The sequence below is a fragment of the Pigmentiphaga sp. NML080357 genome (genome assembly GCF_002188465.1).
GTDB lineage: Bacteria > Pseudomonadota > Gammaproteobacteria > Burkholderiales > Burkholderiaceae_B > Pigmentiphaga.
In genome coordinates this window covers 1-26,736 of record NZ_NINW01000028.1, presented here as the reverse complement: position 1 = coordinate 26,736, position 26,736 = coordinate 1, and the positions used below count along the sequence as shown (strand labels likewise).

The 26,736-nt window shown below is 68.1% G+C and carries 25 protein-coding genes; 6 read left to right on the top strand and 19 right to left on the bottom strand.

The features are described from left to right. Window positions 1–4: 4 nt before the first annotated feature. From CDO44_RS11110 to tkt, 6 genes are read right to left on the bottom strand one after another with little or no spacing between them, the layout of a single operon-like run. Window positions 5–889 carry a phosphoribosylaminoimidazolesuccinocarboxamide synthase gene (locus CDO44_RS11110; protein ID WP_087780307.1) on the bottom strand — a complete coding sequence of 295 codons (885 nt, stop codon included), beginning with the start codon at window positions 887–889 and terminating at the stop codon, window positions 5–7. Between the two features lie 28 nt (window positions 890–917). Then, the gene (gene fba, locus CDO44_RS11105; protein WP_087780306.1) at window positions 918–1,982 is read right to left on the bottom strand and encodes a class II fructose-bisphosphate aldolase; all 1,065 of its coding nucleotides are present in this window, start codon (window positions 1,980–1,982) and stop codon (window positions 918–920) included. Window positions 1,983–2,016: 34 nt separating this feature from the next. Continuing rightward, entirely contained in the window at window positions 2,017–3,465 is a 1,449-nt protein-coding gene (gene pyk, locus CDO44_RS11100; protein ID WP_233146138.1) for a pyruvate kinase, read from the bottom strand. 4 nt (window positions 3,466–3,469) lie between these two features. Further along, window positions 3,470–4,672 carry a phosphoglycerate kinase gene (locus CDO44_RS28070; protein WP_087780304.1) on the bottom strand — a complete coding sequence of 401 codons (1,203 nt, stop codon included), beginning with the start codon at window positions 4,670–4,672 and terminating at the stop codon, window positions 3,470–3,472. Between the two features lie 4 nt (window positions 4,673–4,676). Next, entirely contained in the window at window positions 4,677–5,687 is a 1,011-nt protein-coding gene (gene gap, locus CDO44_RS11090; RefSeq protein ID WP_087780303.1) for a type I glyceraldehyde-3-phosphate dehydrogenase, read from the bottom strand. A 56-nt stretch (window positions 5,688–5,743) separates the two neighbouring features. Further along, complete coding sequence (gene tkt / locus CDO44_RS11085) at window positions 5,744–7,792, bottom strand: transketolase (RefSeq protein ID WP_087780302.1); 2,049 nt, start codon at window positions 7,790–7,792, stop codon at window positions 5,744–5,746. Window positions 7,793–7,914: 122 nt separating this feature from the next. Between tkt and CDO44_RS11080 the strand changes: the two genes are divergently transcribed. Then, complete coding sequence (locus CDO44_RS11080) at window positions 7,915–8,658, top strand: 16S rRNA (uracil(1498)-N(3))-methyltransferase (RefSeq protein ID WP_087780301.1); 744 nt, start codon at window positions 7,915–7,917, stop codon at window positions 8,656–8,658. 277 nt (window positions 8,659–8,935) lie between these two features. Here CDO44_RS11080 and sodC read toward each other — a convergent pair whose 3' ends face one another. The 6 genes from sodC to CDO44_RS11050 form a co-directional block, all read right to left on the bottom strand. Then, window positions 8,936–9,460 (bottom strand): superoxide dismutase family protein, encoded by a 525-nt coding sequence (gene sodC / locus CDO44_RS11075; protein WP_087780300.1) that lies wholly within the window; start codon window positions 9,458–9,460, stop codon window positions 8,936–8,938. A gap of 34 nt (window positions 9,461–9,494) precedes the next feature. After that, on the bottom strand, window positions 9,495–9,941 hold the full coding sequence (locus CDO44_RS11070; RefSeq protein WP_087780299.1) for a barstar family protein: 447 nt from the start codon (window positions 9,939–9,941) through the stop codon (window positions 9,495–9,497). Window positions 9,942–9,944: 3 nt separating this feature from the next. Next, entirely contained in the window at window positions 9,945–10,367 is a 423-nt protein-coding gene (locus CDO44_RS11065; protein WP_087780298.1) for a ribonuclease domain-containing protein, read from the bottom strand. A 2-nt stretch (window positions 10,368–10,369) separates the two neighbouring features. After that, complete coding sequence (locus CDO44_RS11060) at window positions 10,370–11,641, bottom strand: patatin-like phospholipase family protein (RefSeq protein ID WP_233146137.1); 1,272 nt, start codon at window positions 11,639–11,641, stop codon at window positions 10,370–10,372. Next, window positions 11,601–13,922 (bottom strand): NADP-dependent malic enzyme, encoded by a 2,322-nt coding sequence (locus tag CDO44_RS11055; RefSeq protein ID WP_087780296.1) that lies wholly within the window; start codon window positions 13,920–13,922, stop codon window positions 11,601–11,603. The genes CDO44_RS11060 and CDO44_RS11055 overlap by 41 nt, the downstream gene beginning before the upstream one ends. 70 nt (window positions 13,923–13,992) lie before the next feature. Then, on the bottom strand, window positions 13,993–14,919 hold the full coding sequence (locus CDO44_RS11050; protein ID WP_087780295.1) for an FAD-binding protein: 927 nt from the start codon (window positions 14,917–14,919) through the stop codon (window positions 13,993–13,995). Between the two features lie 282 nt (window positions 14,920–15,201). On the opposite strand from CDO44_RS11050, the gene CDO44_RS11045 reads away from it, so the two are divergent. The 3 genes from CDO44_RS11045 (at window position 15,202) to CDO44_RS11035 (ending at window position 17,674) form a co-directional block, all read left to right on the top strand. Next, window positions 15,202–16,359: a pyridoxal phosphate-dependent aminotransferase gene (locus CDO44_RS11045; protein ID WP_087780294.1), complete on the top strand. Its 1,158-nt coding sequence runs from the start codon at window positions 15,202–15,204 to the stop codon at window positions 16,357–16,359. Between the two features lie 77 nt (window positions 16,360–16,436). Next, window positions 16,437–16,805, top strand: a complete 369-nt coding sequence (locus CDO44_RS11040; protein ID WP_087780293.1) for an antibiotic biosynthesis monooxygenase — start codon at window positions 16,437–16,439, stop codon at window positions 16,803–16,805. Then, window positions 16,802–17,674: a sigma-70 family RNA polymerase sigma factor gene (locus CDO44_RS11035; protein ID WP_087780292.1), complete on the top strand. Its 873-nt coding sequence runs from the start codon at window positions 16,802–16,804 to the stop codon at window positions 17,672–17,674. Before CDO44_RS11040 ends, CDO44_RS11035 begins: the two co-directional genes overlap by 4 nt. Before the next feature lie 100 nt (window positions 17,675–17,774). Here CDO44_RS11035 and CDO44_RS11030 read toward each other — a convergent pair whose 3' ends face one another. Then, a complete protein-coding gene (locus tag CDO44_RS11030) occupies window positions 17,775–18,713 on the bottom strand; it encodes a transglycosylase SLT domain-containing protein (RefSeq protein WP_087780291.1) in 939 nt (312 codons plus the stop codon). Window positions 18,714–19,352: 639 nt separating this feature from the next. Here CDO44_RS11030 and CDO44_RS11025 point away from each other — a divergent pair. Then, entirely contained in the window at window positions 19,353–20,900 is a 1,548-nt protein-coding gene (locus CDO44_RS11025) for a UbiD family decarboxylase (RefSeq protein ID WP_087780386.1), read from the top strand. Window positions 20,901–20,946: 46 nt separating this feature from the next. Here the strand turns inward: CDO44_RS11025 and CDO44_RS11020 are convergent, their stop codons facing one another. The 6 genes from CDO44_RS11020 to CDO44_RS10995 all read right to left on the bottom strand — a co-directional run bounded on the left by CDO44_RS11020 (window position 20,947) and on the right by CDO44_RS10995 (window position 26,485). Beyond that, entirely contained in the window at window positions 20,947–21,321 is a 375-nt protein-coding gene (locus CDO44_RS11020) for a hypothetical protein (protein ID WP_087780290.1), read from the bottom strand. Then, window positions 21,318–21,728, bottom strand: a complete 411-nt coding sequence (locus CDO44_RS11015) for a phage holin family protein (RefSeq protein WP_087780289.1) — start codon at window positions 21,726–21,728, stop codon at window positions 21,318–21,320. The genes CDO44_RS11020 and CDO44_RS11015 overlap by 4 nt, the downstream gene beginning before the upstream one ends. Window positions 21,729–21,738: 10 nt before the next feature. Then, window positions 21,739–22,050, bottom strand: coding sequence for a YqjD family protein (locus CDO44_RS11010; protein ID WP_087780288.1), 312 nt, complete (start codon window positions 22,048–22,050; stop codon window positions 21,739–21,741). A 128-nt stretch (window positions 22,051–22,178) separates the two neighbouring features. After that, entirely contained in the window at window positions 22,179–23,555 is a 1,377-nt protein-coding gene (dacB, locus tag CDO44_RS11005; RefSeq protein WP_198951350.1) for a D-alanyl-D-alanine carboxypeptidase/D-alanyl-D-alanine-endopeptidase, read from the bottom strand. A gap of 188 nt (window positions 23,556–23,743) precedes the next feature. Next, window positions 23,744–25,330: a PAS domain-containing methyl-accepting chemotaxis protein gene (locus tag CDO44_RS11000; RefSeq protein WP_087780287.1), complete on the bottom strand. Its 1,587-nt coding sequence runs from the start codon at window positions 25,328–25,330 to the stop codon at window positions 23,744–23,746. A gap of 51 nt (window positions 25,331–25,381) precedes the next feature. After that, on the bottom strand, window positions 25,382–26,485 hold the full coding sequence (locus CDO44_RS10995) for an alpha-hydroxy acid oxidase (protein ID WP_233146136.1): 1,104 nt from the start codon (window positions 26,483–26,485) through the stop codon (window positions 25,382–25,384). A gap of 3 nt (window positions 26,486–26,488) precedes the next feature. Here CDO44_RS10995 and CDO44_RS28065 point away from each other — a divergent pair. Continuing rightward, on the top strand, window positions 26,489–26,736 hold a 248-nt coding region (locus CDO44_RS28065), incomplete at its 3' end, for a hypothetical protein (protein WP_233146135.1).

Sequence of the window (26,736 nt, the reverse complement as noted above, 5' to 3'; positions counted from 1 at the left end):
TCAATCAGACCCCGACCAGCCGGACCCGCGCCTCGCGGTACTTGTCGGACGTGCGTTCCAGCACGTTCTGCGGCAGCCGCGGCGCGGGCGCGGTCTTGTTCCAGGGCTGGGTCTCGAGCCAGTCGCGCACGAACTGCTTGTCGAACGATGGCGGGCTGCTGCCCGGCACGTAGGAATCGGCCGGCCAGAAGCGCGACGAATCCGGGGTGAGCACCTCGTCCATCAGGTGCAGCACGCCTTTCTCGTCCAGGCCGAACTCGAACTTGGTGTCGGCGATGATGATGCCGCGCTGGGCGGCATATTCGGACGCCAGCTGGTAGATGCGCAGCGAGACCTCGCGGATCTGCTCGGCCAGCTGCGGGCCGACTTCCTTGACCACGTGCGCGAAGCTGACGTTCTCGTCGTGCGAACCCAGTTCCGCCTTGGCCGCGGGCGTGAAGATGGGCGCCGGCAGCTTCTGCGCCTGCACCAGCCCTTCGGGCAGCTTGATGCCGCATACGCTGCCGGTGTCCTGGTAGTCCTTCCACCCCGATCCGATCAGGTAGCCGCGCACCACGGCCTCCACCAGCACGGGCTTGAGCCGCTTGACCACGACTGCCCGGCCCGCGACCTGGTCCCGCTCGTCGGCCGCGACGACAGACTCGGGGTCGATGCCGGTCAGGTGGTTGGGAATGATGTTGCCGAGCCGGCCCAGCCAGAAGTTGGTGAGCGAGTTCAGCACCTCGCCCTTGCCCGGGATCGGATCGTCGAGGATGACGTCGAACGCGGACAGGCGGTCGGTGGTGACGATCAAGAGCTTGTCGTCGCCGACAGCGTACATGTCGCGCACTTTGCCGCGCGCCAGCAGCGGCAGGGAACGGATGGTGGACTGGTAAAGCGGTGCGGACATGACGCTGCCTTGTTGCGGGTTGAATGCCTTAATTGACGATTTGCGCGAGCTTGCCGGAGGCGTACTCCGACGCGATCACGGTCAGCGGCACGGGCTTGATCTTGCTGGCGTTGCCGGCGGTGCCGAACTGGGTGTAGCGCTCCACGCAGATCTTCTTGGCGGCGGCGCGCGCGGGCTTGAGGTATTCGCGCGGGTCGAACTTCGAGGGGTTCTCGGCCATGAACTGGCGGATCGCGGCCGTCATGGCCAGGCGGATGTCGGTGTCGATGTTGATCTTGCGCACGCCGTGCTTGATGGCTTCCTGGATCTCCTCGACCGGCACGCCGTAGGTTTCCTTCATGTCGCCGCCGAACTCGCGGATGATGGCCAGCAGGTCCTGGGGCACGCTGGAGCTGCCGTGCATGACCAGGTGCGTGGTCGGCAGGCGGCGATGGATCTCCTTGATGCGGTCGATGGCCAGGATGTCGCCGCTGGGCTTGCGGGTGAACTTGTAGGCGCCGTGGCTGGTGCCGATGGCGATGGCCAGCGCGTCGATCTGGGTGCGCTTGGCGAAGTCGGCGGCCTGCTCGGGGTCGGTCAGCAGTTGCTCGCGGGTCATGGTGCCCTCGGCCCCGTGGCCGTCTTCCTTGTCGCCCTTCATGGTCTCGAGCGAACCGAGGCAGCCCAGCTCGCCTTCCACCGAGATACCTTGCACGTGGGCCATGTCGACGACCTTGCGGGTGACTTCGACGTTGTAGTCGTAGTCGGCGATGGTCTTGCCGTCCTCGCGCAGCGAGCCGTCCATCATGACGCTGGAGAAGCCCATGGCGATGGCGCCCTTGCAGACATCGGGCGACTGGCCGTGGTCCTGGTGCATGACCACGGGGATGTGGGGATAGGACTCGACGGCGGCGGCGATGAGCGCCTTCAGGAAGCCCTCGCCGGCGTACTTGCGGGCGCCGGCCGAGGCCTGCATGATGACCGGGCTGTTGGTTTCGTCGGCGGCTTCCATGATGGCCTGGACCTGTTCCAGGTTGTTGACGTTGAAGGCCGGGATGCCATAGCCGTTTTCCGCCGCGTGGTCGAGCAGTTGACGCATGGAAACGAGTGCCATTGTGAACTCCTGAATGAGAAATGATGTGTGGGTGTCAGCCGTGCTGGCCTATCCGCACGATTTTTAGAGTATTGGTTCCGCCTGGAGACCCCATGGGTTCGCCTACCGTGAAAACGACCAGGTCGCCGGGCCCCGCCACGCCCTTTTCCACCAGCAGTTTCTCGGCCGCCAGCAGCGAAGCGTCGCGGTCGCCCGATTCTTCCAGTTGCAGCGTCCGCACATTGCGGTACAGCGCTACTTTACGCTGGGTCGCCACGCGCGGGGTCAGCGCGTAAATAGGTGTTGCACTATCGTGCCGGCTCATCCACAAGGTGGTGGCGCCGGAATGCGTCAGCGCACAGATGGCTTTGCATCGCAGATGGTGGGCGGTGAACAGCGCCCCATAGGCGATGGACTGGTCCACCCGCTGGAAAGTCTGGTCGAGGAAGTCCTTGTCCAGCTCGAAATGCTGCGACTTTTCGGCCTCCAGGCATATCGACGCCATGGCTTCGACCGTCTCCACCGGATAGCGCCCCACCGCGGTCTCGGCCGAAAGCATGACGGCGTCGGTGCCGTCCAGCACGGCGTTGGCCACGTCCGACACTTCCGCCCGGGTGGGCATGGCGTTGACGATCATGGACTCCATCATCTGGGTGGCCGTGATGACGGTACGGTTGCGCGAGCGCGCCAGCCGGATCATGCGCTTTTGCAGCGCCGGCACGGCGGCCGTACCCACTTCCACGGCCAGGTCGCCGCGCGCCACCATGATGCCGTCGGACGCATCGATGATTTCCTCCAGCACGGAGATGGCCTCGGCGCGCTCGATCTTGGCGATCAGCTGCGGCCGGGCGCCGGTGGGCGCCCCCGCGATGGCCACCAGCTGGCGGGCCATTTCCATGTCGGTACGGTTCTTGGGGAAGCTGATGGCGATGTAGTCCACCCCCATCTGCACCGCCGAGCGCAGGTCTTCCATGTCCTTGCCGGTCAGGGCCGGCGCGGTCAGGCCGCCCCCTTGGCGGTTGATGCCCTTGTTGTTGGACAGCTCGCCGCCGACCACGACTTCGGTGTGGATCTCGGTACCCGAGACGCGGATCACGCGCAGGCGGATCAGGCCGTCGTTCAGCAGCAGGATGTCGCCGGCCCGCACGTCGCGCGGCAGGTCGGGATAGTCGAGGCCGACGCGGCCGGCATCGCCCAGCTCGCACGCGGCGTCGAGGATGAAGGGCTGGCCGGGTTCGAGCAGCACCTTGCCGTCGGCAAACCTGCCGACGCGGATCTTGGGCCCCTGCAGGTCGGCCATGATCGCGACTTCGCGGTCGCAGGCCAGGGCGGCGGCGCGAACCAGGCCGGCGCGCGCCGCGTGGTCTTCCGCGGTGCCATGCGAAAAGTTGAGCCGTACTACGTCGACGCCGGCGCGTATCATCCGCGCCAGCGTGTCGGCCGAGCTGGAAGCCGGGCCGAGCGTGGCCACGATTTTCGTGGCGCGAGCGGAAGGTGCGTCCACAGGGTCAGGCGCCTTGGGCGGCGCGCTCCTCCAAGATGGCGACCGCGGGCAGGGCCTTGCCTTCCAGGAACTCGAGGAAGGCACCGCCGCCGGTCGAGATGTAGCCCACCTGGTCCGCGATGCCGTACTTGGCGATCGCGGCCAACGTATCGCCGCCCCCGGCGATCGAGAACGCCGGCGACGCCGCGATGGCGCGCGCCAGGGTTTCCGTACCGTGCGAGAAGGCGTCGAATTCGAACACGCCCACCGGTCCGTTCCAGACGATGGTGCCCGCAGCCTTGAGCAGCCCGGCCAGGCGCTCGGCCGTGACCGGGCCGATGTCCAGGATCATGTCGTCGGCCGCCACCGCATCGGCGGACTTGGTCTCCGCCTGGGCATCGGCAGCGAAGCTCTTGGCGCAGACGACGTCGGTGGGGATCGGCACGGCGGCGCCACGCTTTTCCATGACGTCGATGATGGCCTTGGCTTCGTTCACCAGGTCGGGTTCGGCCAGCGACTTGCCGATGGGCAGGCCCTTGGCCAGCATGAAGGTGTTGGCGATGCCGCCGCCCACGATCAGCTGATCGACCTTGTCGGCCAGGCTCTTGAGGATGGTGAGCTTGGTCGACACCTTGGAACCGGCCACGATGGCCACCAGCGGCCGCTTGGGCGACTGCAGGGCGCGCCCCAGCGCGTCGAGCTCGGCGGCCAGCAGCGGACCGGCACAGGCGACCGGGGCATGCCGGGCAATGCCGTGGGTGGTGGCCTCGGCACGGTGAGCCGTACCGAAGGCATCGTTGACGTAGACATCGCACAGCGCGGCCATCTTGCGCGCCAGCGCGTCGTCGTCCTTTTTCTCGCCCTTGTTGACGCGGCAGTTCTCCAGCAGCACGACCTGGCCGGGCGCGACGGCAACGCCGTCCACCCAGTCGGTCACGAGCTGCACCGGCTTGCCGAGCAGCTCGGACAGGCGCTTGGCCACGGCCGCCAGCGAATCGGCGGGAGTCAGGGTGCCCTCGGTGGGACGGCCCAGGTGCGACGTCACCATGACGGCGGCGCCGGCACCGAGCGCCAGCTCGATGCCGGGCACCGACGCGCGGATGCGCGTGTCTTCGGTGATGTTGCCCTGGTCGTCCTGCGGCACGTTCAGATCGGCGCGGATGAACACCCGCTTGCCGGCCAGTTGTCCCTTGGCCGCCAGATCGGCCAGCGTGATGACCTTGCCCATGCGCTTACTTCGCCGACATCAGCGCCACGGTGGTGTCCAGCATGCGGTTGCTGAAGCCCCACTCGTTGTCGTACCACGACGAGACCTTCACCAGGTTGCCGTTGACCTTGGTCAGCGTGGCGTCGAAGGTGCTGGAGGCCGGGTCGTGGTTGAAGTCGGACGACACCAGCGGCTCGGTCGAGTAGTTCAGGATGCCCTTGAGCGAGCCTTCCGAGGCTTCCTTCAGGATGGCGTTGACTTCCTCGACGGTGGTGTCGCGCTTGGCGATGAAAGTCAGATCGACCACCGACACGTTGATGGTCGGGACGCGGATGGCGTAGCCGTCCAGCTTGCCGTTGAGCTCGGGCATCACCAGGCCGACCGCAGCGGCGGCGCCGGTCTTGGTCGGGATCATGTTCTGGGTGGCCGAGCGGGCGCGGCGCAGGTCCTCGTGGTAGACGTCGGTCAGCACCTGGTCGTTGGTGTAGGCGTGCACGGTGGTCATCAGGCCCGAGACGATGCCCAGCTTGTCGTGCAGCGGCTTGACCAGCGGGGCCAGGCAGTTGGTGGTGCACGAGGCGTTCGAGATGACGGTGTGCTCGGCCTTCAGCACGTCCTGGTTCACGCCGTAGACGATGGTGGCGTCCACGTCCTTGCCGCCGGGGGCGGAGATGACGACCTTCTTGGCGCCGCCCTTCAGGTGGGCGCCGGCCTTTTCCTTGCTGGTGAAGAAGCCGGTGCATTCCAGCACCACGTCCACGCCCAGCTCGCCCCACGGCAGCTCGGCCGGGTTGCGGTTGGCCAGCACGCGGATCTTGTCGCCGTTGACCACCATGTAGTCGCCCTCGACCGTGACGGTGCCCGGGAACTTGCCGTGGGCCGTATCGAAGCGCGTCAGGTGCGCGTTGGTCTTGGGTGCGCCCAGGTCGTTGATGGCGACGATTTCGATGTCGTGCTTCTTGCCCCCTTCGTAGTGGGCGCGCAGGACGTTGCGGCCGATGCGGCCATAGCCATTGATCGCGACACGGATAGTCATGGTGTTTTCCTTTGATGAGAAGAATCTGTGACGACGTTGGTGGACGACTGCCCCGCTCAGCCCACCAGCTTCCGGACGGCGTCTGCGACCCGTTCGGCAGTGAACCCGAAATGCTTGAACAACACCCCGGCCGGCGCAGATTCGCCATAGGTATCGATACCTATGACCTCGCCGTCCAGGCCCACGTACTTGCGCCAATAGTCGGTCACTCCGGCCTCCACCGCGACGCGCGGCAGGTTGCGCGGCAGCACGTGCTGGCGCCACGCCTCGTCCTGCCGGTCGAAGATCTGGGTGCAAGGCATGGAGACCACGCGCACGAAGATTTCCTCCTTGGCCAGCACTTCCTGCGCCGCCAGCGCCAGCGCCACCTCGGAGCCCGTGGCGATGATGACCGCACGCGGGTTGAGCGCGTCGCGCAGCACGTAGCCGCCGCGGGAAATGGCCGCGATGGTGGCCTGGTCGCGCTCGACGAAGGGCAGGTTCTGGCGCGACAACAGCAGCGCCGTGGGTCCGCCGGCCTTCACGTCCATGCCGACGCTGGCCGGGCGGCCGACCGCCGCGCCCCAGGCCACCGCGGTTTCGGTGGTGTCGCAGGGCCGCCAGACTTCCAGGTTGGGAATCAGGCGCAGGCTGGCCGCATGCTCGACGGACTGATGGGTGGGGCCGTCCTCGCCCAGGCCGATGGAATCGTGCGTGAAGACGTGCACCACGCGCTGCTTCATCAGCGCCGCCATGCGCAGGGCATTGCGGGAGTAGTCGGAGAAGGTCAGGAAGGTGCCGCCGAACGGCAGGTAGCCGCCGTGCAGCGCGATGCCGTTCATGACGGCGGCCATGCCGAACTCGCGCACGCCGTAGTTGATGTGGCGGCCGAACTCGATGCCGTCCTTGCCGGCGCGCACCGGCGCGACGCCCTTCCAGTCGGTGTAGTTGGAGCCGGTCAGGTCGGCCGAACCGCCCAGCAGTTCGGGAAGGATGCCGGCCAGCGCCGTGATGCTGAACTGCGAGGCCTTGCGGGTGGCCACGGTTTCCTGCTTCTGGTTGGTCTCGGCCACGAACTGGGCGAGCTTCTCGGCGAAGTCGGCCGGCAGCTCGCTGCGCATGCGGCGCTGGAATTCGGCGGCCTGCTCCGGGAATTGCGCGGCGTACTTGTCGAACAGCGCGTTCCATTCCCCTTCGACCTGCGCGCCCTTGGCCTTGGCGTCCCAGAAGGCATAGACCTCGGCCGGCACCACGAACGCGTCGTGGGGCCAGCCGATGGCGGCACGGGTGGCGGCGATTTCCTGGTCGCCCAGCGGCGCGCCGTGGACCTTGTCGGTGCCTTCCATGGTGGGGGCGCCCTTGCCGATGATGGTGCGGCATTCGATCAGGGTCGGCCCGCCGTGCCTGGCTGCCTGCGTCTTGGCCTGGGCGATGGCGGCATCGACCGCCTTGGCGTCGTGGCCGTCGACGTTGCGGATCACGTTCCAGCCATAGGCCTCGAAGCGCTTGGCGGTGTCGTCGGCGAACCAGTACTTGATCTCGCCGTCGATGGAAATGCCGTTCGAGTCGTACAGCACGATCAGCTTGGACAGCTTCAGCGTACCGGCCAGCGAGGCGACTTCGTGCGAGATGCCTTCCATCAGGCAGCCGTCGCCGACGAACGCGTAAGTGAAGTGGTCGACGATGGGCAGCCCCGGGCGATTGAACTCGGCCGCCAGCAGCGCCTCGGCCAGCGCCATGCCGACCGCGTTGGAAATGCCCTGCCCCAGCGGCCCGGTGGTGGTTTCCACGCCGGCGGTGATGCCGACCTCGGGGTGGCCCGGGGTCTTGGAATGCAGTTGGCGGAAGTTGCGCAGCTCGTCGATGGACAGGTCGTAGCCCGTCAGGTGCAGCAGCGAGTAGATCAGCATGGAACCGTGGCCGTTGGACAACACGAAGCGGTCGCGGTCGGGCCAGGCCGGGTTGGCGGGATTGTGACGCAGGTGTCCGTGCCAGAGCGCCAGGGCGATTTCAGCCATGCCCATCGGCGCGCCGGGGTGGCCGGAGTTGGCCTTCTGGACGGCGTCCATGGACAGCGCGCGGATGGCGTCCGCCATGTTGAGTTGAGGGGCGGCTTGATTGCTCATGAAGACACTCGTTCCGGGCGGGAAATCCCGCTGCTACAAAGCTTTCGAGTTTAACATTCGTCCAGGTCCCCCGCCCTTTCGCGGGTGTCGCCGCTTGTCAAAAGTTACATCGCTCACCGTCCATGCCCCTGCCCCGCTTCCACGTCGATCTTCCGCTGCAGGCCGGCACCCGCCTGGCCCTGCCCGATCCTGTCGCCCATCATGCCCTGCGCGTGCTACGGCTGCGCGACGGCGAGGAGATCGTCCTGTTCGACGGCCGCGGCGGCCAGTATCCGGCCCGGCTGGAGGTCGACGGCAGGCAGGCCATGGCCCTGCTGGGCGCCCACGACCCGCGCGAGGCCGAGCTGCCCGGCCGTATCGTGCTGGCACAGGCCATTCCGTCGGGGGACAAGATGGATTGGGTCGTGGAAAAAGCGGTCGAGGTAGGCGCCGCGGCCGTCCAGCCCCTGGCGGCCGCCCGCAGCGTGCTGCGCCTGTCGGGCGAACGGCTGGAAAAGCGGCTGCGGCACTGGCGCCGGATCGCGGTGGCAGCCAGCGAACAGTGCGGCCGCAACCGTATTCCCGAGGTGGCCGAACCGCTCACGCCGCAACAATGGCTGGACCGCCCCCCCGCCGGTGGCGCCGTTCGCCTGCTGTGCGATCCGGACGCCGACCTGCGACTGACCGACTGGGCCGCCACCCTGGCCTCCCCGCCCACGGCCATCGAACTGCTGGTCGGCCCCGAGGGCGGCTGGTCCGACGAGGAGTACGCCCTGGCCCGCCACCACGGCGTGCGCATGCTCCGCTTCGGCGACCGCATCCTGCGCACCGAAACCGCGGGTACGGCCCTGATCTCGGCGCTCAGCGCAAAGTTTGCCTGGGTGTAGAACGAGCCCACCCCCTCCGCGCTCCGCGCGTCCCCCTCAAGGGGGCGATGCGGGTGGACCGGCGGAGCCGGATCCACCGCATCCTGGGTCTAGGGCCGTTGTCTTGGGGTGGGGCGCCTGTGCTTCGCTGGCTGCCAGCGGTAGCTACGGTGCCGCAATCCGAGAAATTCGCACTAGACCCAGGGCGCCGCGGATCCGGCTTTGCCGGTCCGCCAGCGCCGCCCCCTTGAGGGAGACGCGCGGAGCGCGGAGGGGGTGGGCTTCCCCCACCCCCTCTCTACATCACCCCGCAAGCGGTCCGGGCGCCGCCGCCGCCGAGCGGGGCGGGATGGTCGGCGTGGTTGTCGCCGCCCTGGTGGATCATGAGGGAACGGCCCTTGAGATCGGACAGCGATTTCAGGCGCGGGGCCAGTACCGGGTAGCTGGCCTTGCCGTCGGCATCCACGTACAGGGCCGGCAGGTCGCCGAGGTGGGCATCGTCGTCCCAGGGGGCGCCGTGCTTGCCGGTCTTCTTGGGGTCAAGGTGCCCGCCGGCCGCCAGCGCAGCGACCGGCTTGCCGTCCTGCTGGCCAGGATCGCAACGGGGATTGGTATGCACGTGGAAGCCGTGCTGGCCCGGCGCGAGGCCGGAGAGCGCCGGGGTGAAGACCAGCCCGTAGGCGGTTTCCTTGACGGTCACGGTGCCGAGGTCGCGCCCCTTGCCCTGGGCGTCGACGGCCGACATGGGAATGGACAGATCGGCGAGCGCCGGAGCGCTGGCCAAGGATGCTGTCAACAACATGAAACCCACACGGTGCTTCATCGAGGACTCCTCCTGGTTGCACGCCGACCGGGCATCAGTCGGCGGAAGATGGTCTGGCCGGTCCTGCTGCGCCGTCGGCGCGATCGAGAATGAAGGCGAAGGTCTTGCCGTTTTCGCGGGCGAATTCGACCACGTCCTCGCCCACCTGCGCGATGGCCGGCGCGTGCTCGGCCAGGCCCGGGTCGTCCTTGTGCAGATGGCGCAGCGCCAGCACCATGCCCACCTGCTGATCCAGCACGGTGTCGCACAGGCAATCGTAAAGGGCGTCGAGATTGCCGCCGAAGTGCTCGGGAAAATCCACGGCGTTGGCGATCGCGCGCAACACCGCGGACTTGCTCTTGGCGCGCGAACAATCCACTTCGAACAGCGCCAGCTTCGATTCCTGGGCGGCGCGCTTGAGGGTCTGCGCGTCGACGCCCTGGTCATACAAGGCTCCGCCAGTCTTGAGGCACTCGCTCAACGTTCTCGAGTTCAAGGACATGGATCACTCCCGTATGCGCCGGAACGACGCATAGTGATCGGACGTATACCAATATTCGCCGCTGGTGGCCGGGTCGCCGGTGTCGCCCTTGCCGGCAACGATACGCCTGGCGCCGCGGTTGCGGGCCCCGGGGGTGGGTACTGTGTACTCGGTATAGTACCCACGAGGCCGCAAGGGCAAAAGCCGCTCGCGGTTATAAAACGTCACGCCGTCGCGCGGGTGGCTGAACCGGTGTCCGGACTGGATCTGGGCCAGCACCCGCTGCGCTTCCGGCGGCAGATCGCGCACGGAGACGGTGCCGGCCTCGCCTCTGGCCCAGGCGGCCGCGCCCAGCGCCAAGGCCAGCAGACCTGCCGCCAGCCATGCCGCCAGGCGGCCGCCGACGGGCAAGAAGCGCGGCAATCGCGAACTATTCCTGCTAGACATCGCTATTCCTCGTCGGTACGGAAAAAGGCAAGGACTTCCGCACTGCGGACGAGCGTATCGCCAAACCCCAGAGCGATCAACTCGCGGGTATAGCCCGGCTCGAACAACAGATACGACGCCAGCGCGGCGCCGGTCAACTCGTCCGGCCCGGACGATACGCCCATCCCCCGCAGCAGCGACCGCATGGCAGGAGGCAGGCTGTCCTGGTGGCGCGCGGCGATCTCGTCCAGGCGCTGGCTGGGTGAGATCGATAGCACCTTGATCGGGCGCAGCGGCCCGTTCCAGCGCTCCTCGGCCGGCAGCCGCGACAGGGTCTGGTTGATGCGCTGGATACGCTCGATGTCGGCATCCAGGCTGTCGAGAAAGATGTTGGACAAGGCATGGCCGCCGATCTGCGCCAGCGTCGGATAAGTCGCCGCGCCGGTCCGCCGGCGGGGATCCGCCTCGGAATGGCCGCCGCCTATGATCAGCACGCGCCCGGCTCCAAGGTGGATCGCCGGACTGATGGGGGCGAGCTGCCGCATGGAACCGTCGCCGCACCACTCGGGCTCGCCGTGCACCAGGAGCCGACGGGCCGGAAACACGAACGGGATCGCGCTCGACGCGAGCAGGTGCTCGACGCCTATCTCGGCCCGCACGGCAATGCGCAGGGAACGGCGCCACGGCTCGATCTCGTAGGCCGACTGGTAGAAAGTGATGTGCTGGCCCGAGGTGTAGCCCGTCGCGGCAATGGCCAGCGCCTGGACCACGCCGTCGGCCAGGTTGGCGTCCAGCTGTCCGAAGTCCAGCACGCCGCGCAGCAGTTCGCCCAGCGGCTGGTTGTCCAGCAGCGACGGTTGCCGTCGTCGCCCCACGCGAGCCAGCATCATCGCGAACGACAGCATGGACAGCCAGCCGCCTCCGCCGCGCGGGGTCTTGAGCACATCGGTCCGGTAGACCTGCTCGGGGCGGAAGTTCTCCCACACGTCCAGCATGTGGTCGACGGTCTGTGCGAGGTGATGAGCGCCGCAAGCCAGGACAGCGGCGTTGATGGCGCCGGCCGACGTGCCGCACAGGACGTGGAAGGGATTGGCCGGCAGGCCGCCGGGGCGATCGCTCAGGATGCGGACGATGGCCCTGAGCACGCCCACCTGATAGGCGGCGCGGGCGCCGCCGCCGGAAAGCACGAGGCCGGTGCACGCGGGACGCAGCACCGGCACGGTGGGGGCCGCCCGCGCGGCCCCCGAGGAAGGATCAACGCCCGCCGCTGCCATCCAGACGCGAGGCGTTGGCATCCATGACCGTCAGCGCGGTCATGTTGATGATGCGCCGCACCGTCGAACTGGCGGTCAGGATGTTGACCGGGGCCTTGCAGCCAAGGAGGATGGGACCGATGGCCACGTTGTTGCCGGCCGCCGTCTTGAGCAGGTTGTAGGAGATATTGGCCGACTCGATGGTGGGGCACACCAGCAGGTTGGCTTCGCCCTTGAGGGTGCTGTCCGGCATGATCCGGTTGCGGATCGCCTCGTCGATGGCGCAGTCGCCGTGCATCTCGCCATCCACTTCCAGCCACGGCGCGCGTTCCTGGATCAGCGCCAGGGCCTCGCGCATCTTGACGGCCGACGGCGAATCGCTGGAGCCGAAGTTGGAGTGCGACAGCAGCGCGGCCTTGGGCTCGACCCCCAGGCGCTTCATTTCTTCGGCCGCCATGATGGTGATCTCGGCCAACTGGTCGGCGGTGGGATTCTCGTTCACATGCGTGTCCACCAGCACCACGGTGCGCTGCGGCAGCACGAGGAAGTTCATCGCCGCATAGACCTTGGCGTTGGGATTGCGGCCGATGACCTCGTCGATGAACTGCAGGTGGTTGACGTAGGGCCCGACCGTGCCGCAGATCATGCCGTCGGCGTCGCCCTGGTGGACCATCATGGCGCCGATCAGGGTCAGGCGCCGGCGCATCTCGATCTTGGCGTATTCCTTGGTGATGCCCTTGCGCTTGGTCATCTCCCAGTACGTCTGCGAGTAATTGCGGTGGCGCTCGTCGAACTCGGTATTGGTGACCTCGACGTCCTGCCCCAGGCGCAGGCGCAGGCCGAGCTTCTCGATGCGCTTGGCCAGCACGGCCGGGCGGCCGACCAGGATGGGCTTGGCCAGGCCGTCGTCGACCACGGCCTGCACGGCGCGCAGCACGCGCTCGTCCTCGCCCTCGGTGTAGACGATGCGGGCCTTGCCGCCCTCGCGCACCGTGCGGCGCGCGGCGCCGTACAGCGGACGCATGAAGGCGCCCGAGTGGTAGACGAACTGCTGCAGCTGCTCGACATAGGCGTCCATGTCGACGATGGGCCGGGTGGCCACGCCGGAATCCATGGCGGCGCGCGCGACCGCGGGCGCGATGCGGACGATCAGGCGCGGATCGAACGGCTTGGGAATGAGGTACTCGGGTCCGAACGACAAGTCGTTGACGTCGTATGCGGCAGCCACGATCTCGCTCTGCTCCTGGCGGGCGAGCTCGGCGATGGCGTGCACCGTGGCAATCTCCATCTCGCGCGTGATCGTGGTCGCCCCGACGTCGAGCGCGCCCCGGAAAATGTACGGGAAGCACAGCACGTTGTTGACCTGGTTCGGGTAATCCGAACGGCCGGTGGCGATGACGGCGTCGTCCCGCACGGATTTCACCACTTCGGGCAGCACTTCCGGCGTGGGGTTGGCCAGCGCCAGGATCAGCGGCCGCTTGGCCATGGACGCGACCATCTCCGGCTTGAGCACGCCGCCGGCCGACAGGCCCAGGAAAACGTCCGCGCCCTCGACCACCTCGGCCAGCGAGCGCTTGTCGGTTTCCTTGGCGAAACGCTCCTTGTCGGGATCCATCAGCGTGGTGCGGCCTTTCCAGACCACGCCGTCGATGTCGGTGACCCAGATGTTCTCGATGGGCAGCCCCAGGTCCACCAGCAGGTTCAGGCAGGCCAGCGCCGCCGCGCCGGCGCCCGAGGTGACGAGCTTGACGTCCTCGATCTTCTTGCCCACCACGGCCAGGCCGTTCAGGACGGCGGCGGCAACGGTGATCGCGGTGCCGTGCTGGTCGTCGTGGAACACCGGGATGTTCATGCGCTCGCGGGCCTTGCGTTCGACCGCGAAGCACTCGGGCGCCTTGATGTCTTCCAGGTTGATGCCGCCGAAAGTGGGTTCGAGCGCGGCAATGATGTCGACCAGCTTTTCGGGGTCGGTTTCGTTGACCTCGATGTCGAATACGTCGATGCCGGCGAACTTCTTGAACAGGACCGCCTTGCCTTCCATGACGGGCTTGGACGCCAGCGCGCCGATGGAGCCCAGGCCCAGCACCGCCGTGCCGTTGGAAATCACGCCCACCAGGTTCCCGCGCGCGGTATAGCGGAAGGCCGCGGCGGGGTCGTCGACGATGGCCTCGCAGGCCGCGGCTACCCCCGGAGAATAGGCCAGCGCCAGGTCGCGCTGGTTGACGAGTTGCTTGGTCGGAGCAATGGAGATCTTGCCCGGCCGGCCTTGCTCGTGGTATTCGAGGGCGGCCTTGCGCAGATTGGGGTCGAGGGGTTGAGCCATTGAAAAATAACGCCCCGGTGGGGGTCACACAAAGTTATGCGAGGTGCGGATTATCCGCTCCCGGCACGGGTTAGACAACCGACGACGGGAAAACGCCTCCCGCGTCGAACGTGGCTTTGACGGTGGCGTCGAGCCGGTCGGCGGGCGTTTCCCGCCCAGAAGTCCGGTCGTCCCGCTCCCGCACCGCCAGCACCGGCGGCTGGGCGCCGACGTCGCGCAGCCGCAGGCGGAACCGCCCCGCCCAGGTCAGCGTCCCTTCGCTGCCGAGCAGCAGGTGCGCCGGATTGGGGACGGGGGCCGCATCCTTGGCGTCCGGCCGGGGAACGAGCGCGTCGATCCGGTAGCCGGCCGCCCAGACCGGCTCTTCCAGCATCGCCGCCACGGCGGGATCGGTCGCCAGCTGGAACAGCTCGGACACCAGGCGGCTGGCGGCCGCCGAACGCAGGGGCCGGGTCGAATCCGTGCCGAAAGGCCCCAGCTGCTCGAACGAGCCGTCGGCAAGCATGACCAGGGCCGCTTCCAGCCCGGATTCGCGGCAGCGCCCCGGCTGCCAGCCGCGCGTGCGCATCAGCCATGACCCGATGGGTTCGTGGTCCGCGCCCGCATGCCAGCGCCACGACGTGCCGTCCAGGCGCGACCGCAGTTCGCCCATGGGGCATCCGGCCTGCACGACCGCGATTCCCGCGCGCTCGTCGATCTTCTCGATGGCGGCCAGGAGCGAAACGTCGAGCCGCAGCCAGGCGCGATCGGGAGGCAGGGCGGTCTCGCGCGCGCCAGGCTGTACCAGCAGCACGCCGAACTCCCTGCAGAGCGCGCAGGCATGATAGACATCCTCCTCCCGCTCGACGGCCAGGCGGGCCCGGCCCGGAGCCCCGGCCGCCGGGGTCTCGTCGCTTACTTGTCCGCGCGCCATGCGTGCCAGCCGTTGGCAGAACGCCGGCCACGGCGCATCGGACAGCATGCGCGGCAGGAAGAAAGCGCGGCGTCCGGGTTTCACGGCAGGCTATCCCGGGCGCTGCCCGTCTGAAACATGGCGAGGCACCCGCGCGCCGCCCATGATGGCAGGAGCGGGTCGGGCGCAACCGGGGACGGATCGAGCGGAACCATGCCTGCATTGTAGCGGGGCTGCCGGCCCATCCGTTTTCCGGCGCGGGAAGAGCGGTCCCGACGCGTCGCCCCCTTCCCGGCATGAACCGCAAACGCGCACTAATATGGAGGCTGGGACCTCGTCCAGCAGGGCGCGCGTCCCCTACTCCCGTCAACTCCGCTGTTCATCGCCATGCTTCGCCTTTCCCCCCGCATTGCCCGCATCGCCCCGTTCTACGCCATGGAAGTCGTCAAGCAGGCGGCGGCCTTGCAAGCCGCGGGGCGCGACATCGTGCAGATGAGCATTGGCGAGCCGGATTTCACCGCCATTCCGGCAGTGGTCGAAGCCCTGGAACGCACGGCGCGCGCCGGCCAGACCCAGTACACCGAAGCGGTGGGCATCGCGCCGCTGCGCGAGGCGATCGCAGGTTTCTACCAGACGCGCTTCGGTGCCCGCGTCGACCCGTCCCGCATCATCGTCACGGCGGGCGCCTCGGGCGCGCTGCTGCTCGCCTGCACGGCGCTCATCGACGCCGGCGCGCAAGTGCTGATGCCCGATCCCACTTATCCCGCGAACCGCCATATCGTGACCGCGGCCGGCGGCGAACCGGTGCTGATCCCGGCCGGCCCGGCGGATCGCTTCCAGCTTTCGGCCGAGCACGTGCGGCGCCACTGGACGCCGCGCACCGCCGGCGTGGTGGTGGCTTCGCCCAGCAACCCGACCGGCACGTCCATCGCCCCGGACGCGCTGGCCGAGCTGGTGCGCGAAGTCCGCAGCCGCCAGGGCTTTGCCATCGTCGACGAGATCTACCTGGGGTTGAGCTACGACGGAGACCGGCGATCGGCCCTGGCGCTGGGCGACGACCTGATCATCGTCAACAGCTTCTCCAAATATTTCCACATGACCGGCTGGCGCCTGGGTTGGCTGGTCGTCCCGCCGCAACTGGTCTCCGCCTTCGAGAAACTCGCCCAGAATCTCGTCATCTGCCCGTCGGCGCTGGCCCAGTACGCGGCGGTGGCATGCTTTCACCCCGAGTCGCTCGACATTTTCGAGGCACGCAGGGAGGCATTCCGCCAGCGCCGGGACTATCTGCTTCCCGAGTTCGAGCGACTGGGCCTGCGCGTCCCGGTCAAGCCGGACGGAGCCTTCTATATATATAGCGATGTGCGCGCGCATGCCTCCGACAGCGCAAGCTTTGCCAACCGCCTGCTGCACGAGGCCGGCGTATGCGCCGTGCCGGGATTGGATTTCGGCGCTGCCGAAACCGCCTCGTACCTGCGCTTCTCATACGCCACGGACCTGGCCCGCCTGCAGGAAGCCGTGGCGCGCATGGAACGGCTGCTCCAGTAGCACTACCGGGCGACGTCACATCTCGCCCCGCTGTCTTGTCATGTCTATCCCAACGGCAATGTCCAAAGGAGACCACCATGGCAAACAGGAACATCGCAATCATCGACGCCCAGGCCGCGTGCCTGACGCTGATCAACGTCTATGACGTCGAACCGGAGAAGCAGGCGGAACTGACCCGGGCCCTGTCCGAGGCGACCGAGAGCGCCATCCGGCACCAGCCCGGATTTCTTTCGGTCTGCATACACGGCAGCCTGGACGGCCGCAAGGTCGTGAACTACGCTCAATGGGCGTCGAAGGAACACTTCGAGAACTTCATGAAGCAACCCGGCACCCAGGAACAGCTCAAGCGTTTCGCAACCCTTGCCAAGAACGTGGCGCCCGGCCTGTACGAAGTGAGCGCCGTCCATGCGGAGCCGCGCACCGCCGCGCGCACGGCAACGCGATGAACGAGCCCCAGGCCGACCCGGGCCTGCCCCATCTGCGGCCGCGCCTCATCCGACTGGCATACCGGATGCTGGGTTCGATGGCGGAGGCCGAGGACGTGGTCCAGGATGCCTATCTGCGCTGGCTGGCGACCGATCACGACCAGGTCCGCCAGCCAGCGGCCTTGCTTCACACCATCGTCACGCGCCTGTGCCTGAACGAGCTCAAATCCGCCCGCCGCCGGCGCCAGGCCTATGTCGGACCATGGCTGCCGGAACCCGTGCTCGACCTTGGGGAGCCGGAGACCGGCGACGACATCACGCTCGCGCTGATGATCGCGCTGGAGCGCCTGTCGCCACTGGAGCGGGCCGCGTTCCTGCTCCATGATGTGTTCGGCATGGACTTCGAAGCGGTCGCCCAGGCCATCGGCCGCGAGTCGGCCGCCTGCAGGAAGCTGGCCAGCCGGGCGCGGGGGCACGTCCATGCCGCGCGCCCCCGCTTTCCGGTGACGCGGGAACAAGGCCAGAAAATCGCCGAGGCCTTCTTCGCCGCATCCCGCCATGGCGACATGGAAGGCCTGCGCGCGCTGCTGGCCGACGACGTGGCCGCCTTCGCCGACGGCGGGGGCAAGGTGCCCGCTTCGCCGCACCCCTTGGCAGGGATCGACGCAGTGCTGGAACGGCACGCCCAGCTCGCGCGCGAATTCGCCCGCACGCCGTCGGTCCTGGTGCGGTACGCCATCCTCGACGGCCTGCCGGGTTTCATCACGGTCGAGGCCGACGGAATCGTGCAAGCCACGGCATTGCAGATAGACGAGGGCAGGATCGTGGCGATCTACGTCACCCGCAACCCGGACAAGCTGCGCCACCTGGATCTAGGGTCGGTCCAGTAGCCCGGGAGCGAAAACGAGGGAGGAAGGCGGCGGGCGAACTGCGGGCACGCCTCCCGGGCCGGCATGCGCCTTTTCCCGGTACGGCGGGCCACGCCCTCGCTTACATGACTGCGGGGGTGCCGGGCTCGGCGCTCTTCACCGAGACGGCTTCGGAGGGCTGGGTCGGAATGGGCATGGGAGCGGCGGAGGCCGAGCGGGCCGGCGTCTCGGGGCGAGTCGCTCCCGGCAGTTCGGGAGCGACGCCGGCGGCAGACGCCAGCCTGCGGCGTTCGGCCAGTACTTTGTCGCCGTACGGACTGCTGCCGTCCGGACCCACGCCCACGTACATGCGCAGCCCACCCGTCAGCGAGCCGCTGCGGTCGATGTATTCCTTCAGGATCGATGCGCCGACACGGATGTTGGCCACCGGATTCCAGGCGGCCTGGTCGCCGCCGAAGGGCTCGAACCGCTCGCTATGGACGCGCGTCAGGACCTGCATCAGCCCCTGCGCGCCGACATGGCTTTCGGCAAAGGGATTGAAGCTGGACTCGATGGCGATGATGGCCAGCAGCAGCAGCGGATCGAGGCCCATTTCCTGGCCCACGCCATAGGCCGTCGAAATCAGCATCCGGGTGGCTTCGTTGGACACGCGGTACTTGCGGGCGATATAGCGCCCGAGGGATTCGCTCTGCACCGCCGAGACCTTGACCACCGGCAGCTTTTGCGTCACCTGGCCGTTGCCCATGGAACCCAGGAAGGCCACGGTATGGCTGTGGGACTGAACCTTGCTGGAGGCAACCTTGGGTTCGGCCTGGACGTGCGCCTGCGCCGGGATGGCGACCGGCCCTGCCGCCGGCGCGGCCTCGGCCTCGTTGCCGGACAACGCCGCATAGAATTGGGTAGCCGGGCCGCGCAGGCCGGGCACGGACGGAATGACCACAGCCGCCACGAGCACGGCCAAAACGATATAACCTGCAACTACGCCAGACCACTTCGCCATGCCGTCTCGGACATGGGCAGCGGCCTCTTTGAGCGACGAACGCGACTGCGCGTCGGGCATGCTTACCTCCTTGCATCGGCGGGCCACAAAGAATCCGCATCCGGAACTGCGCGAGTACGACTCCGGACGTCTAGGCCACAACCTGCTTGGCTGCACATCGCACCGCCGTCAGGACGACGAGCGGTACACCTGCATGGCGGCTACCGCAGAGATAGCTGGGAACCATGCCTGTTTCGGGCAGTAGGCGCGTACGCGCCGTTAAGAGAACTCCAGTATGGTGGGCGCCCGACAGCCCGTTGATTTCAGCCCGGCGGTCTTTTCCGGCCCTCATGGGCAGCTGGTGGGACGACGGCACCGGGCGTACGCTGAAAGTGCCCGGATTGTAGAAATGGGAGGGGGGTAGGTCAACCGCAAATCTTCACCATTTTGGTGCATTCCCAGAGAAGACCCGGTCATTGCCATTTTCTATTGGTTGCCATCCGACCGTATATGGAAATATCGCAAAAAGTGAGCATACACTATCACCAAGATGGCGTCGGATTCTGAAACATATGTAAAAATTGACCGGGTTGCCCCCGCGGCGACGCGCCAATCGGAGGCCGCGAACGGGTCCGGCTCCGCTTCCATACGCGTCTTCGCATGCCCCGTCCCGGGTTAAATTCCCGTCCTGACGACCCTCCCCACCAAGGTGCTTTGCCCGTGAAATACCGCGACCTCAGAGACTTCCTCCGCCAGCTCGACGCCCTGGGCGAACTCAAGCGCGTCCAGGCCGCGGTATCGACCCACCTGGAGATCACCGAGATCAGCGACCGTGTGCTGCGCGCCGGCGGGCCTGCCCTGCTGTTCGAGAACGTATTGCAGCCGGGGCGCGGCAAGGCCGCCATGCCCGTCCTTGCCAATCTGTTCGGCACCCCTCGGCGGGTAGCGCTCGGCATGGGCGCCGACGACGTCGGCGCGCTGCGCGAAGTGGGCGAACTGCTGGCCTCGCTGCGCGAACCCGAGCCGCCGCGCGGCCTGCGCGACGCCCTGGGCAAGGTCTCCATGCTGAAATCCGCACTGTGGGACATGGCGCCCCGCGAGATCCGCGGCGCCCCGTGCCAGGAAATCGTGCTGGAGGGGGACGACGTGGACCTGGCCCGCCTGCCGATCCAGCATTGCTGGCCGGGGGACGTGGCGCCGCTGTTGTCGTGGGGGCTGGTGGTCACTCGCGGACCCAACCGGAAGCGGCAGAACCTCGGCATCTACCGCCAGCAGCCCATCGCGCGCAACAAGCTCATCATGCGGTGGCTGTCGCATCGCGGCGGCGCGCTGGATTTCCGGGAACACATGTTGGCCCATCCCGGCCAGCCCTTCCCCGTCGCGGTCGCGTTGGGCGCGGATCCGGCCACCATCCTGGGGGCGGTCACGCCGGTACCCGACGCCCTGTCCGAGTACCAGTTCGCCGGGCTGCTGCGGGGCGGGCGCACGGAAGTCGTCCGCTGCGTGGGCAACGCGCTTACGGTGCCTGCCTCGGCGGAGCTCGTACTCGAGGGCCATTTGCTCCCGCTGTCCGACCCGCGGGCCCGGGCGCCGCAACCGGCGCCAGGCGTCGCGCCGCCTCCGGACAACGGCTACGAGGTGGCGCTGGAGGGTCCCTATGGCGACCATACCGGCTATTACAACGAGCAGGATTGGTTCCCGGTGTTCACCGTGGATCGCATCACCATGCGGCGCGACCCCATCTACCACTCCACCTATACCGGCAAGCCGCCCGACGAGCCCGCCGTCCTGGGCGTGGCTCTGAACGAGGTCTTCACCCCGCTGCTGCGACGCCAACTGCCGGAAATCGTGGACTTCTACCTGCCGCCCGAGGGCTGCAGCTACCGCCTGGCCATCGTCTCGATGCGCAAGCAGTACCCCGGCCACGCCAAGCGGGTCATGTTCGGCATCTGGAGCGTGCTGCGCCAGTTCATGTACACCAAGTTCATCGTGGTGGTGGACGACGACATCGACGTGCGCAACTGGCAGGACGTCGTCTGGGCCATCACCACCCGCATGGACCCGGTGCGCGACACCCTGCTGGCCGACCGCACGCCGATCGACTACCTGGATTTCGCCTCCCCGGTATCGGGACTGGGCGGCAAGATGGGCCTGGACGCCACCAACAAATGGCCGGGCGAAACCGACCGCGAATGGGGCCGGCCCATCGTGATGGACGCCGAAGTGAAGAAAAGGGTGGACGGGCTCTGGGAGGAGCTGGGTCTGTAGGTCCGGAAGCCGGGTTGCTCCGGCTCCCAAGCCCCGTCCCCGCGGACTAGCGCGGGTCGGTGTCGCGCCGGCCCTTGCCGTCGTCCTTGATCGCCCGCCAGAGCTTGAACGCCTGGTAGGCGGCGACCGCCCCGCCGCCCAGCTTCAACAGCCGGAAGATGCCGCGTACCCGTACGCGCGCCAGCAGCATCGATGCCGCCGACGAAACGATGGGATAGCGCCGCAGAAACCGCCACGCCTGCATCGCCGTCGTCACGCCGCCGCTGCCGCTCAGGCGGGGCCAGACCGACTTCACCATGTTGCCCGGGGTGACGGCCTCCCGTATCTGGTGCAGGTGGGCGCCCAGTTCCATGCGCTCTATGGACGAGCGCGCCAACAGCAGCTCCTTGCGGGCCTGCATGTCGGAGTAGCGCCGGCTCATGGGCGCTCTCCCCGCCGGGAGTCGGAATCGGCGACGGCGGCGAGCATGTCGCGGTCGCGCTGGAGTTCCGCCAGCGTATCCTCGAAGGCGATGGGCGCGTGCGAAGCCTGCCGGCGCACCATCAACAGCATGATCAGCCCCACCAGCAGGTACGCCGCTCCCACGAGCGCGATGGCGAGATGGCGGTATTCGGTATCCCAGAACACCACCACGATCAGGAACGAGAACATCATCAGCCCGAGCGTCAGGCAAAGCAGCGCGGCCAGCGCTACCAATACCATGCCCATCAGGCGCGATTTCTCTTCGGCCAGCTCGATGGCGACGAGTTCGAGCCGGGTGCGCAGGATGCCGACCGACGTGGCCGCCAGCGCCCGGAGCGAACTCAGGAGATGCGGAGACTCGGACACCGCTGCTCGATCAACGGCGGCTGTTGACCAGCAGGCCGGCCAGGAAGCCGACCGCGGCGGCGATGCCGATGGCGCGCCAGGGGTTGTCGTGCACGAAGTCGTCGGTGGCGCGGGCGGCGGCCTTGCTACGCTCCAGCATCGAATCCTGGACGTCGATCAGCTTCTCGCGGGCGCGCTTCAGGGAAGTCAGGGCCCGCTCGCGCAGTTCGACCGCGCGGTCGCCGGTGCTGGAGGCGGCTTGCTTGAGCAGGTCTTCCGCATCGTTCAGCACGACCTTCACGTCCGAGATCAGTTTTTCTTTGCCTGCAGTGCTGGTATTCATGGCTTGCGCTCCCTGCGTTGTTTTTCGGTTGGACGGTTCGATCATAGCAGCCGCCCCTGCATACCGGAACCCTCGCCTCGAGCGGGCAGCATCGGGTAACACCTGCAACCGCCCGCTTGCATCCTGCATCACTGCGCGGCCAGCCAGGCGACCAACTTGTCGTGGAAACCGTTGGCCTGCTGCGCGCGCTCGTCGTTGACCAGGCTGACCACGGCGTAGCGGCGCCCGCTGGCCGATAGCACGTAGCCGGCGAGCGCCCGCACGTCCCGCAGCGAGCCGCTTTTCAGGTGGGCCTGGCCGGCGGCCTCGGACTCGCGCAGGCGCCGCCGCACCGTGCCATCGATACCGGGGATGGCCAACGAGGACACGAATTCCGGCATGACCGGCGACTGCCAGGCCGCGGCCAGCAGCCGCGCGAGGCTGTCGGCCGAGATCCGGCCGTCGCGCGACAACCCCGATCCGTTGTCCAGCACCAGTTCGGGGAAGCGCAGGCCTCTTGCCGCCAGGATGCCTTCCACGGCCCGGTCGCCGTTGGCCACGGTGGCGGGTCCCGATTCGTAATTGGCCCCCAGGGTCAACAGCAGCAGGCGCGCCATCACGTTGTTGCTCATCTTGTTGATATGGCGCACCACTTCGGCCAGCGGCGGGGAATCGTGGGTGACGAACAGGATCGCGTCGCTCGGCACGCCGCCGGCACGGATGCTGCCCTGCAGGCTACCCCCCATTTCCTGCCACAGCACGCGGAACGCCGCCTCGGCATGCTTGGGCTGGGAGAGGGCAAGCCTGTAGATGCTGAACTCCCCGCAGCCGCCGGACACCGCGCCGGAAAGCCGCAGGGAAACGCCGGACGAGGTCAGGAAAGGCTCGGTCTGCACCGATGGCGAACCCGGGCAAGGCGCATCGGACCACTTCAGCGCCCCTTCCACCTTCACCCCCGGCAGGGCGGGGTCCATCGTGACCCGCCATTGCCGGTGGCGCGGATCGGGGGTGAACAGCAGGCGCACGGCGCCGAAACCCACCATCCAGGCATCCGGACTGGCGTTGTAGGGCCGGGAAGGATCGCCGTCGAAGGCACCGGGGTCGATCGCGACCGGACCGAACACCGACCGGTCCACCACCAGTTCGGGAATCTTGCGCACGCCGCGCAGCCGCAATTCCCGCAGCAGTTGCCAGAGGTCTTCGAGCTTGAACAGGGGATCGCCGCTGGCGCGCAGGTAGAGCGGACCGGACAGCGTGCCGTCGGCGGATACGGTCGTGCCCGGATCCACCAGCAATTGCGTGCGCCAGACATAGGCCGGGCCCAGACTGTCGAGCGCGGCGAAGGTGGTTACCAGCTTCATGACCGACGCCGGATTGCGCGGCTGTCCGGCATTGACGGACACCACGCGCGTGCCGTCCACCCGTTCGACCACCACCGAGAGCGAGCTTTCGGGCAGGCCGGTGGCGGCCCAGGCTGCCGACAGTTCAGGCGGCAGCCCCTGCGCCCGCGCGGTGGACAGCGCCAGGAATGCCAGTAGTGCCGCTACCGCGGCCCGCGCGCCCCTGCCCCATTCCTTGCCGAAGACTCCCGCCCCGAGACGATCCGCGACCGGACCGGTTTGCGCGCAACCGTGCAGCAACGCCTGCTCCCTCTACCTGTAAGCCGATTCGAACAGGCTAGAGCATAACGTAACGATTCCCGCGTTCGCCGCGCTCAGTGATAGAGCGAGGTTTCGTACCGCACCAGCAATTGCCGCATGTCGCCCACGGTTCCCTTGAGCGCGTCGGTGGCCTGGGCCAGCGAGGCGACTGAGGCCGACGTGCGTTCCACTTCGCCCGAGATGCCCTCCATGCTTTCGGCGACTTCCTTCGAGGCCGACGACTGCTGCTGCAGCATGCCGGAGATGTCGCGCGCCCGCTCCACCACCAGCGACGACGAGCGGCGCACCCGTTCGAAGAAACCGGCGCTTTCGCGAATCTGCTCGCCGCTGTACTGCACCGAGGCCACCGCCTCCTGCATGGACGTGGACGTCTCGGTGGCGAACCGCGTGATGGCCTCGAGCGCATGGCCGATGTCGCCGGTGCTGCCCGCCGTGCGATCGGACAGGGTCCGCACCTCTTCGGCCACGACGCCGAAGCCGCGGCCGTTCTCGCCGGCGCGGGCCGCCTCGATGGCGGCGTTGAGCGACAACAGGCGCGTCTGGTTGGCAATCTCGCTGATGGCCTGGGTAACGCCGGAGATCGTCGAGACGAGGTCGTGCAGCGAACCTATCTGCTCGTTGGTCCGGCCCACGGCCGCGGCGACGGAGTGCGTGCCCCGCACCGAATCGCCGATCTTGGCCTCGGCGGTATCGACTTCCTGCAGCGCCGACTCGGACAGGGACAGCGCGGTGCCGGTGTGCTGCGAGGCCTCGCGGATGGCCACGCTCATCTGCTCGACCGCCGCCGCAATGCGCGTCAGGCGATCGCGCTGCTCGTCGACCACCTTGCGGATCGCGGCGATCTCGCCGTTGACGCGGTCGGCACTGGCATCGACGGCCCGGGCTACCTGGAGCACGTCGCATAACGTGGAGCGCAGATGGATGCGGGTGGATTCGACGCGCATGGGCAGCCCGCCGAGATCGAACTGGTGGCGGCCCTCGATCGCCACCGACAGCATGCCTTCGTCGATGGCGGCCAGCGTATTGTCGATCCGGCGCAGGGGCGCGGCGATCCGCAGCCGCCAGACGGCCACCGCCGCGCAGACGGCCGCCGCCTGGCCCAGCATCCAGCCCCAGTGGGGCAGCAGCCAGGCCCCCAGCGCTGCGCCAAGGGAGAGCACGGCCACGCCCGCGCCCCAGGGCGCGGGATCGTGCCACCAGCGCGGGCGCGGCGTGACGGGAAACTTGGCCTTGCCGGCCGCGACCTCGGCATGGAGCGCCTGCGCAGCCGCGACCTCGGCGCGGTCCGGCGCGTTGCGCACCGACATGTAGCCCACGTGCCTGCCGTTCTCGTACAGCGGCGTGACATAGGCCTCGACCCAATAGAAGCCGCCGTCCTTGCAGCGGTTCTTGACCAGCGCGCGCCACGGCTGGCCGCGCTTGAGCGTCTGCCAGAGGTCGGCGAAGGCCTCGGGCGGCATGTCGGGGTGCCGGACGATGTTGTGGGGCTGCCCGATGAGCTCCTCGCGCGAGAAGCCGCTGACTTCGATGAACGCGGGGTTGGCGTAGGTGATGCGCCCTTTCAGGTCGGTGGTGGTCACCACGGGGCGGCTTTTCTCGACGAACCGCTCGATTGAAGTAACGGGCAAATTCTTGCGCATGGCTCTTGGGATGGACAACGACTCATGACGGTTGACGGCAAGAACCAGCGTTTACTTTAGCTTTATTTGCCACTCCGGCCCCAGGCGCGCCACGTCATCGCAACCCAGCAGCGCCAGCGTCCGGTCGACGTCCTGGCGCACCAGCTCGAGCGCGGCAGCCACGCCGGCTTCGCCACCCGCGGCAAGTCCGTACATGGGCAGGCGCCCCATGAGCACACCGCGCGCGCCCGATGCCATGGCCTTGACCACGTCGACCCCGCGCCGCACGCCGCCATCCAGCAGTACCGGACGGCCTCCGGCGGCCTCGACCACCTCAGGCAGCGCGTCGAGGCTGGCCATGGCGCCGTCCAGCTGCCTGCCGCCGTGGTTGGAGACGATCACGCCATCCACGCCTTCGGCGCAAGCGCGGCGGGCGTCGTCCGCATGGAGGATGCCCTTGAGCCACAAGGCATGCGGCCAGCGCCTGCGCAGGCGCCGCAGGTCTTCCCAGGCAAAGCTGGCATCCATCCGACGCTGCAGCAGCGCTGCTTGCGCCTGGGTACCGCTCGTCGCGGCTGCCGCCGCGAGATTGGCGAGCTGCGGCGCGCCGTGGCGCGCCATCTGCAGCAGCCAGCGCGGATGGCGGACGACGTCCCAAACCGTGCCCAGGCGCCAGCGCATCGGCAACGAAAAACCGTTGCGCAGGTCGCGCTCTCGCCGGCCGCTCACCGGAACGTCCGTGGTCAGCACCAGATGGCGGTAGCCGGCCGCGAGCGCACGATCGACCAGGCTGTCGGCCAGCCCGCGCTCGATCACGTATAACTGGAACCACAGGTTTCCGCCCACCTGCGCCACGGCCTCCAGCGTGCTGCTCGAAGCCGTGGACAGCACGTACGGAACGCCCGCTCGCGCCGCGGCACGGGCGGCCGCCACGTCGCCGTGCGGCCAGAACAGCCCGGCCAGTCCCACCGGCGCGATGCCGAAGGGAGACGACCACATCTGCCCCAGGATCTCGATCGACTGGGCGCGCACACTGACATCGCGGAGCGCCCGCGGCCGGAGCGCGACGTTCTCGAAGGCACGGCGGTTGGCCTTCAGGGTCGTCTCGTCCTCGGCCCCGCCGTCGAGATAATCGAAGGCCAGGCGCGGCAGGCGCCGCCGGGCAAGACGGCGCAAGTCATGCGCATTCAGCGGCCGGGCGGGCGCGATAACCGGACGGCCCTCCTGTCGCTGCGCGACATCCTCCCCAAGGGAGGGAGCGCCCCCTTCGGGCGGCCGGGCGGGCGCGCTCACCGGACGACCCTCCTGTCGCTGCGCGACATCCTCCCCAAGGGAGGGAGCGCCCCCTTCGGGCGGCCGGGCGGGCGCGCTCACCGGACGACCCTCCTGTCGCTGCGCGACGTCCTCCCCAAGGGAGGGAGCGCCCC

Bases quoted from the DNA above. Each gene is read 5' to 3' on its own strand.
- CDO44_RS11065 (WP_087780298.1), bottom strand. From the start codon at position 10,367: ATGTCTAGCAGGAATAGTTCGCGATTGCCGCGCTTCTTGCCCGTCGGC.
- CDO44_RS11035 (WP_087780292.1), top strand. From the start codon at position 16,802: ATGAACGAGCCCCAGGCCGACCCGGGCCTGCCCCATCTGCGGCCGCGC.
- CDO44_RS11000 (WP_087780287.1), bottom strand. From the start codon at position 25,330: ATGCGCAAGAATTTGCCCGTTACTTCAATCGAGCGGTTCGTCGAGAAA.
- CDO44_RS11045 (WP_087780294.1), top strand. From the start codon at position 15,202: ATGCTTCGCCTTTCCCCCCGCATTGCCCGCATCGCCCCGTTCTACGCC.
- CDO44_RS11040 (WP_087780293.1), top strand. From the start codon at position 16,437: ATGGCAAACAGGAACATCGCAATCATCGACGCCCAGGCCGCGTGCCTG.
- sodC (WP_087780300.1), bottom strand. From the start codon at position 9,460: ATGAAGCACCGTGTGGGTTTCATGTTGTTGACAGCATCCTTGGCCAGC.
- gap (WP_087780303.1), bottom strand. From the start codon at position 5,687: ATGACTATCCGTGTCGCGATCAATGGCTATGGCCGCATCGGCCGCAAC.
- CDO44_RS11020 (WP_087780290.1), bottom strand. From the start codon at position 21,321: ATGAGCCGGCGCTACTCCGACATGCAGGCCCGCAAGGAGCTGCTGTTG.
- CDO44_RS11055 (WP_087780296.1), bottom strand. From the start codon at position 13,922: ATGGCTCAACCCCTCGACCCCAATCTGCGCAAGGCCGCCCTCGAATAC.
- tkt (WP_087780302.1), bottom strand. From the start codon at position 7,792: ATGAGCAATCAAGCCGCCCCTCAACTCAACATGGCGGACGCCATCCGC.
- CDO44_RS28070 (WP_087780304.1), bottom strand. From the start codon at position 4,672: ATGGGCAAGGTCATCACGCTGGCCGATCTGGCGGCCAAGGGACAACTG.
- CDO44_RS11080 (WP_087780301.1), top strand. From the start codon at position 7,915: ATGCCCCTGCCCCGCTTCCACGTCGATCTTCCGCTGCAGGCCGGCACC.
- CDO44_RS11030 (WP_087780291.1), bottom strand. From the start codon at position 18,713: ATGCCCGACGCGCAGTCGCGTTCGTCGCTCAAAGAGGCCGCTGCCCAT.
- fba (WP_087780306.1), bottom strand. From the start codon at position 1,982: ATGGCACTCGTTTCCATGCGTCAACTGCTCGACCACGCGGCGGAAAAC.
- CDO44_RS11010 (WP_087780288.1), bottom strand. From the start codon at position 22,050: ATGAATACCAGCACTGCAGGCAAAGAAAAACTGATCTCGGACGTGAAG.
- CDO44_RS11060 (WP_233146137.1), bottom strand. From the start codon at position 11,641: ATGCCAACGCCTCGCGTCTGGATGGCAGCGGCGGGCGTTGATCCTTCC.
- CDO44_RS11110 (WP_087780307.1), bottom strand. From the start codon at position 889: ATGTCCGCACCGCTTTACCAGTCCACCATCCGTTCCCTGCCGCTGCTG.
- CDO44_RS11070 (WP_087780299.1), bottom strand. From the start codon at position 9,941: ATGTCCTTGAACTCGAGAACGTTGAGCGAGTGCCTCAAGACTGGCGGA.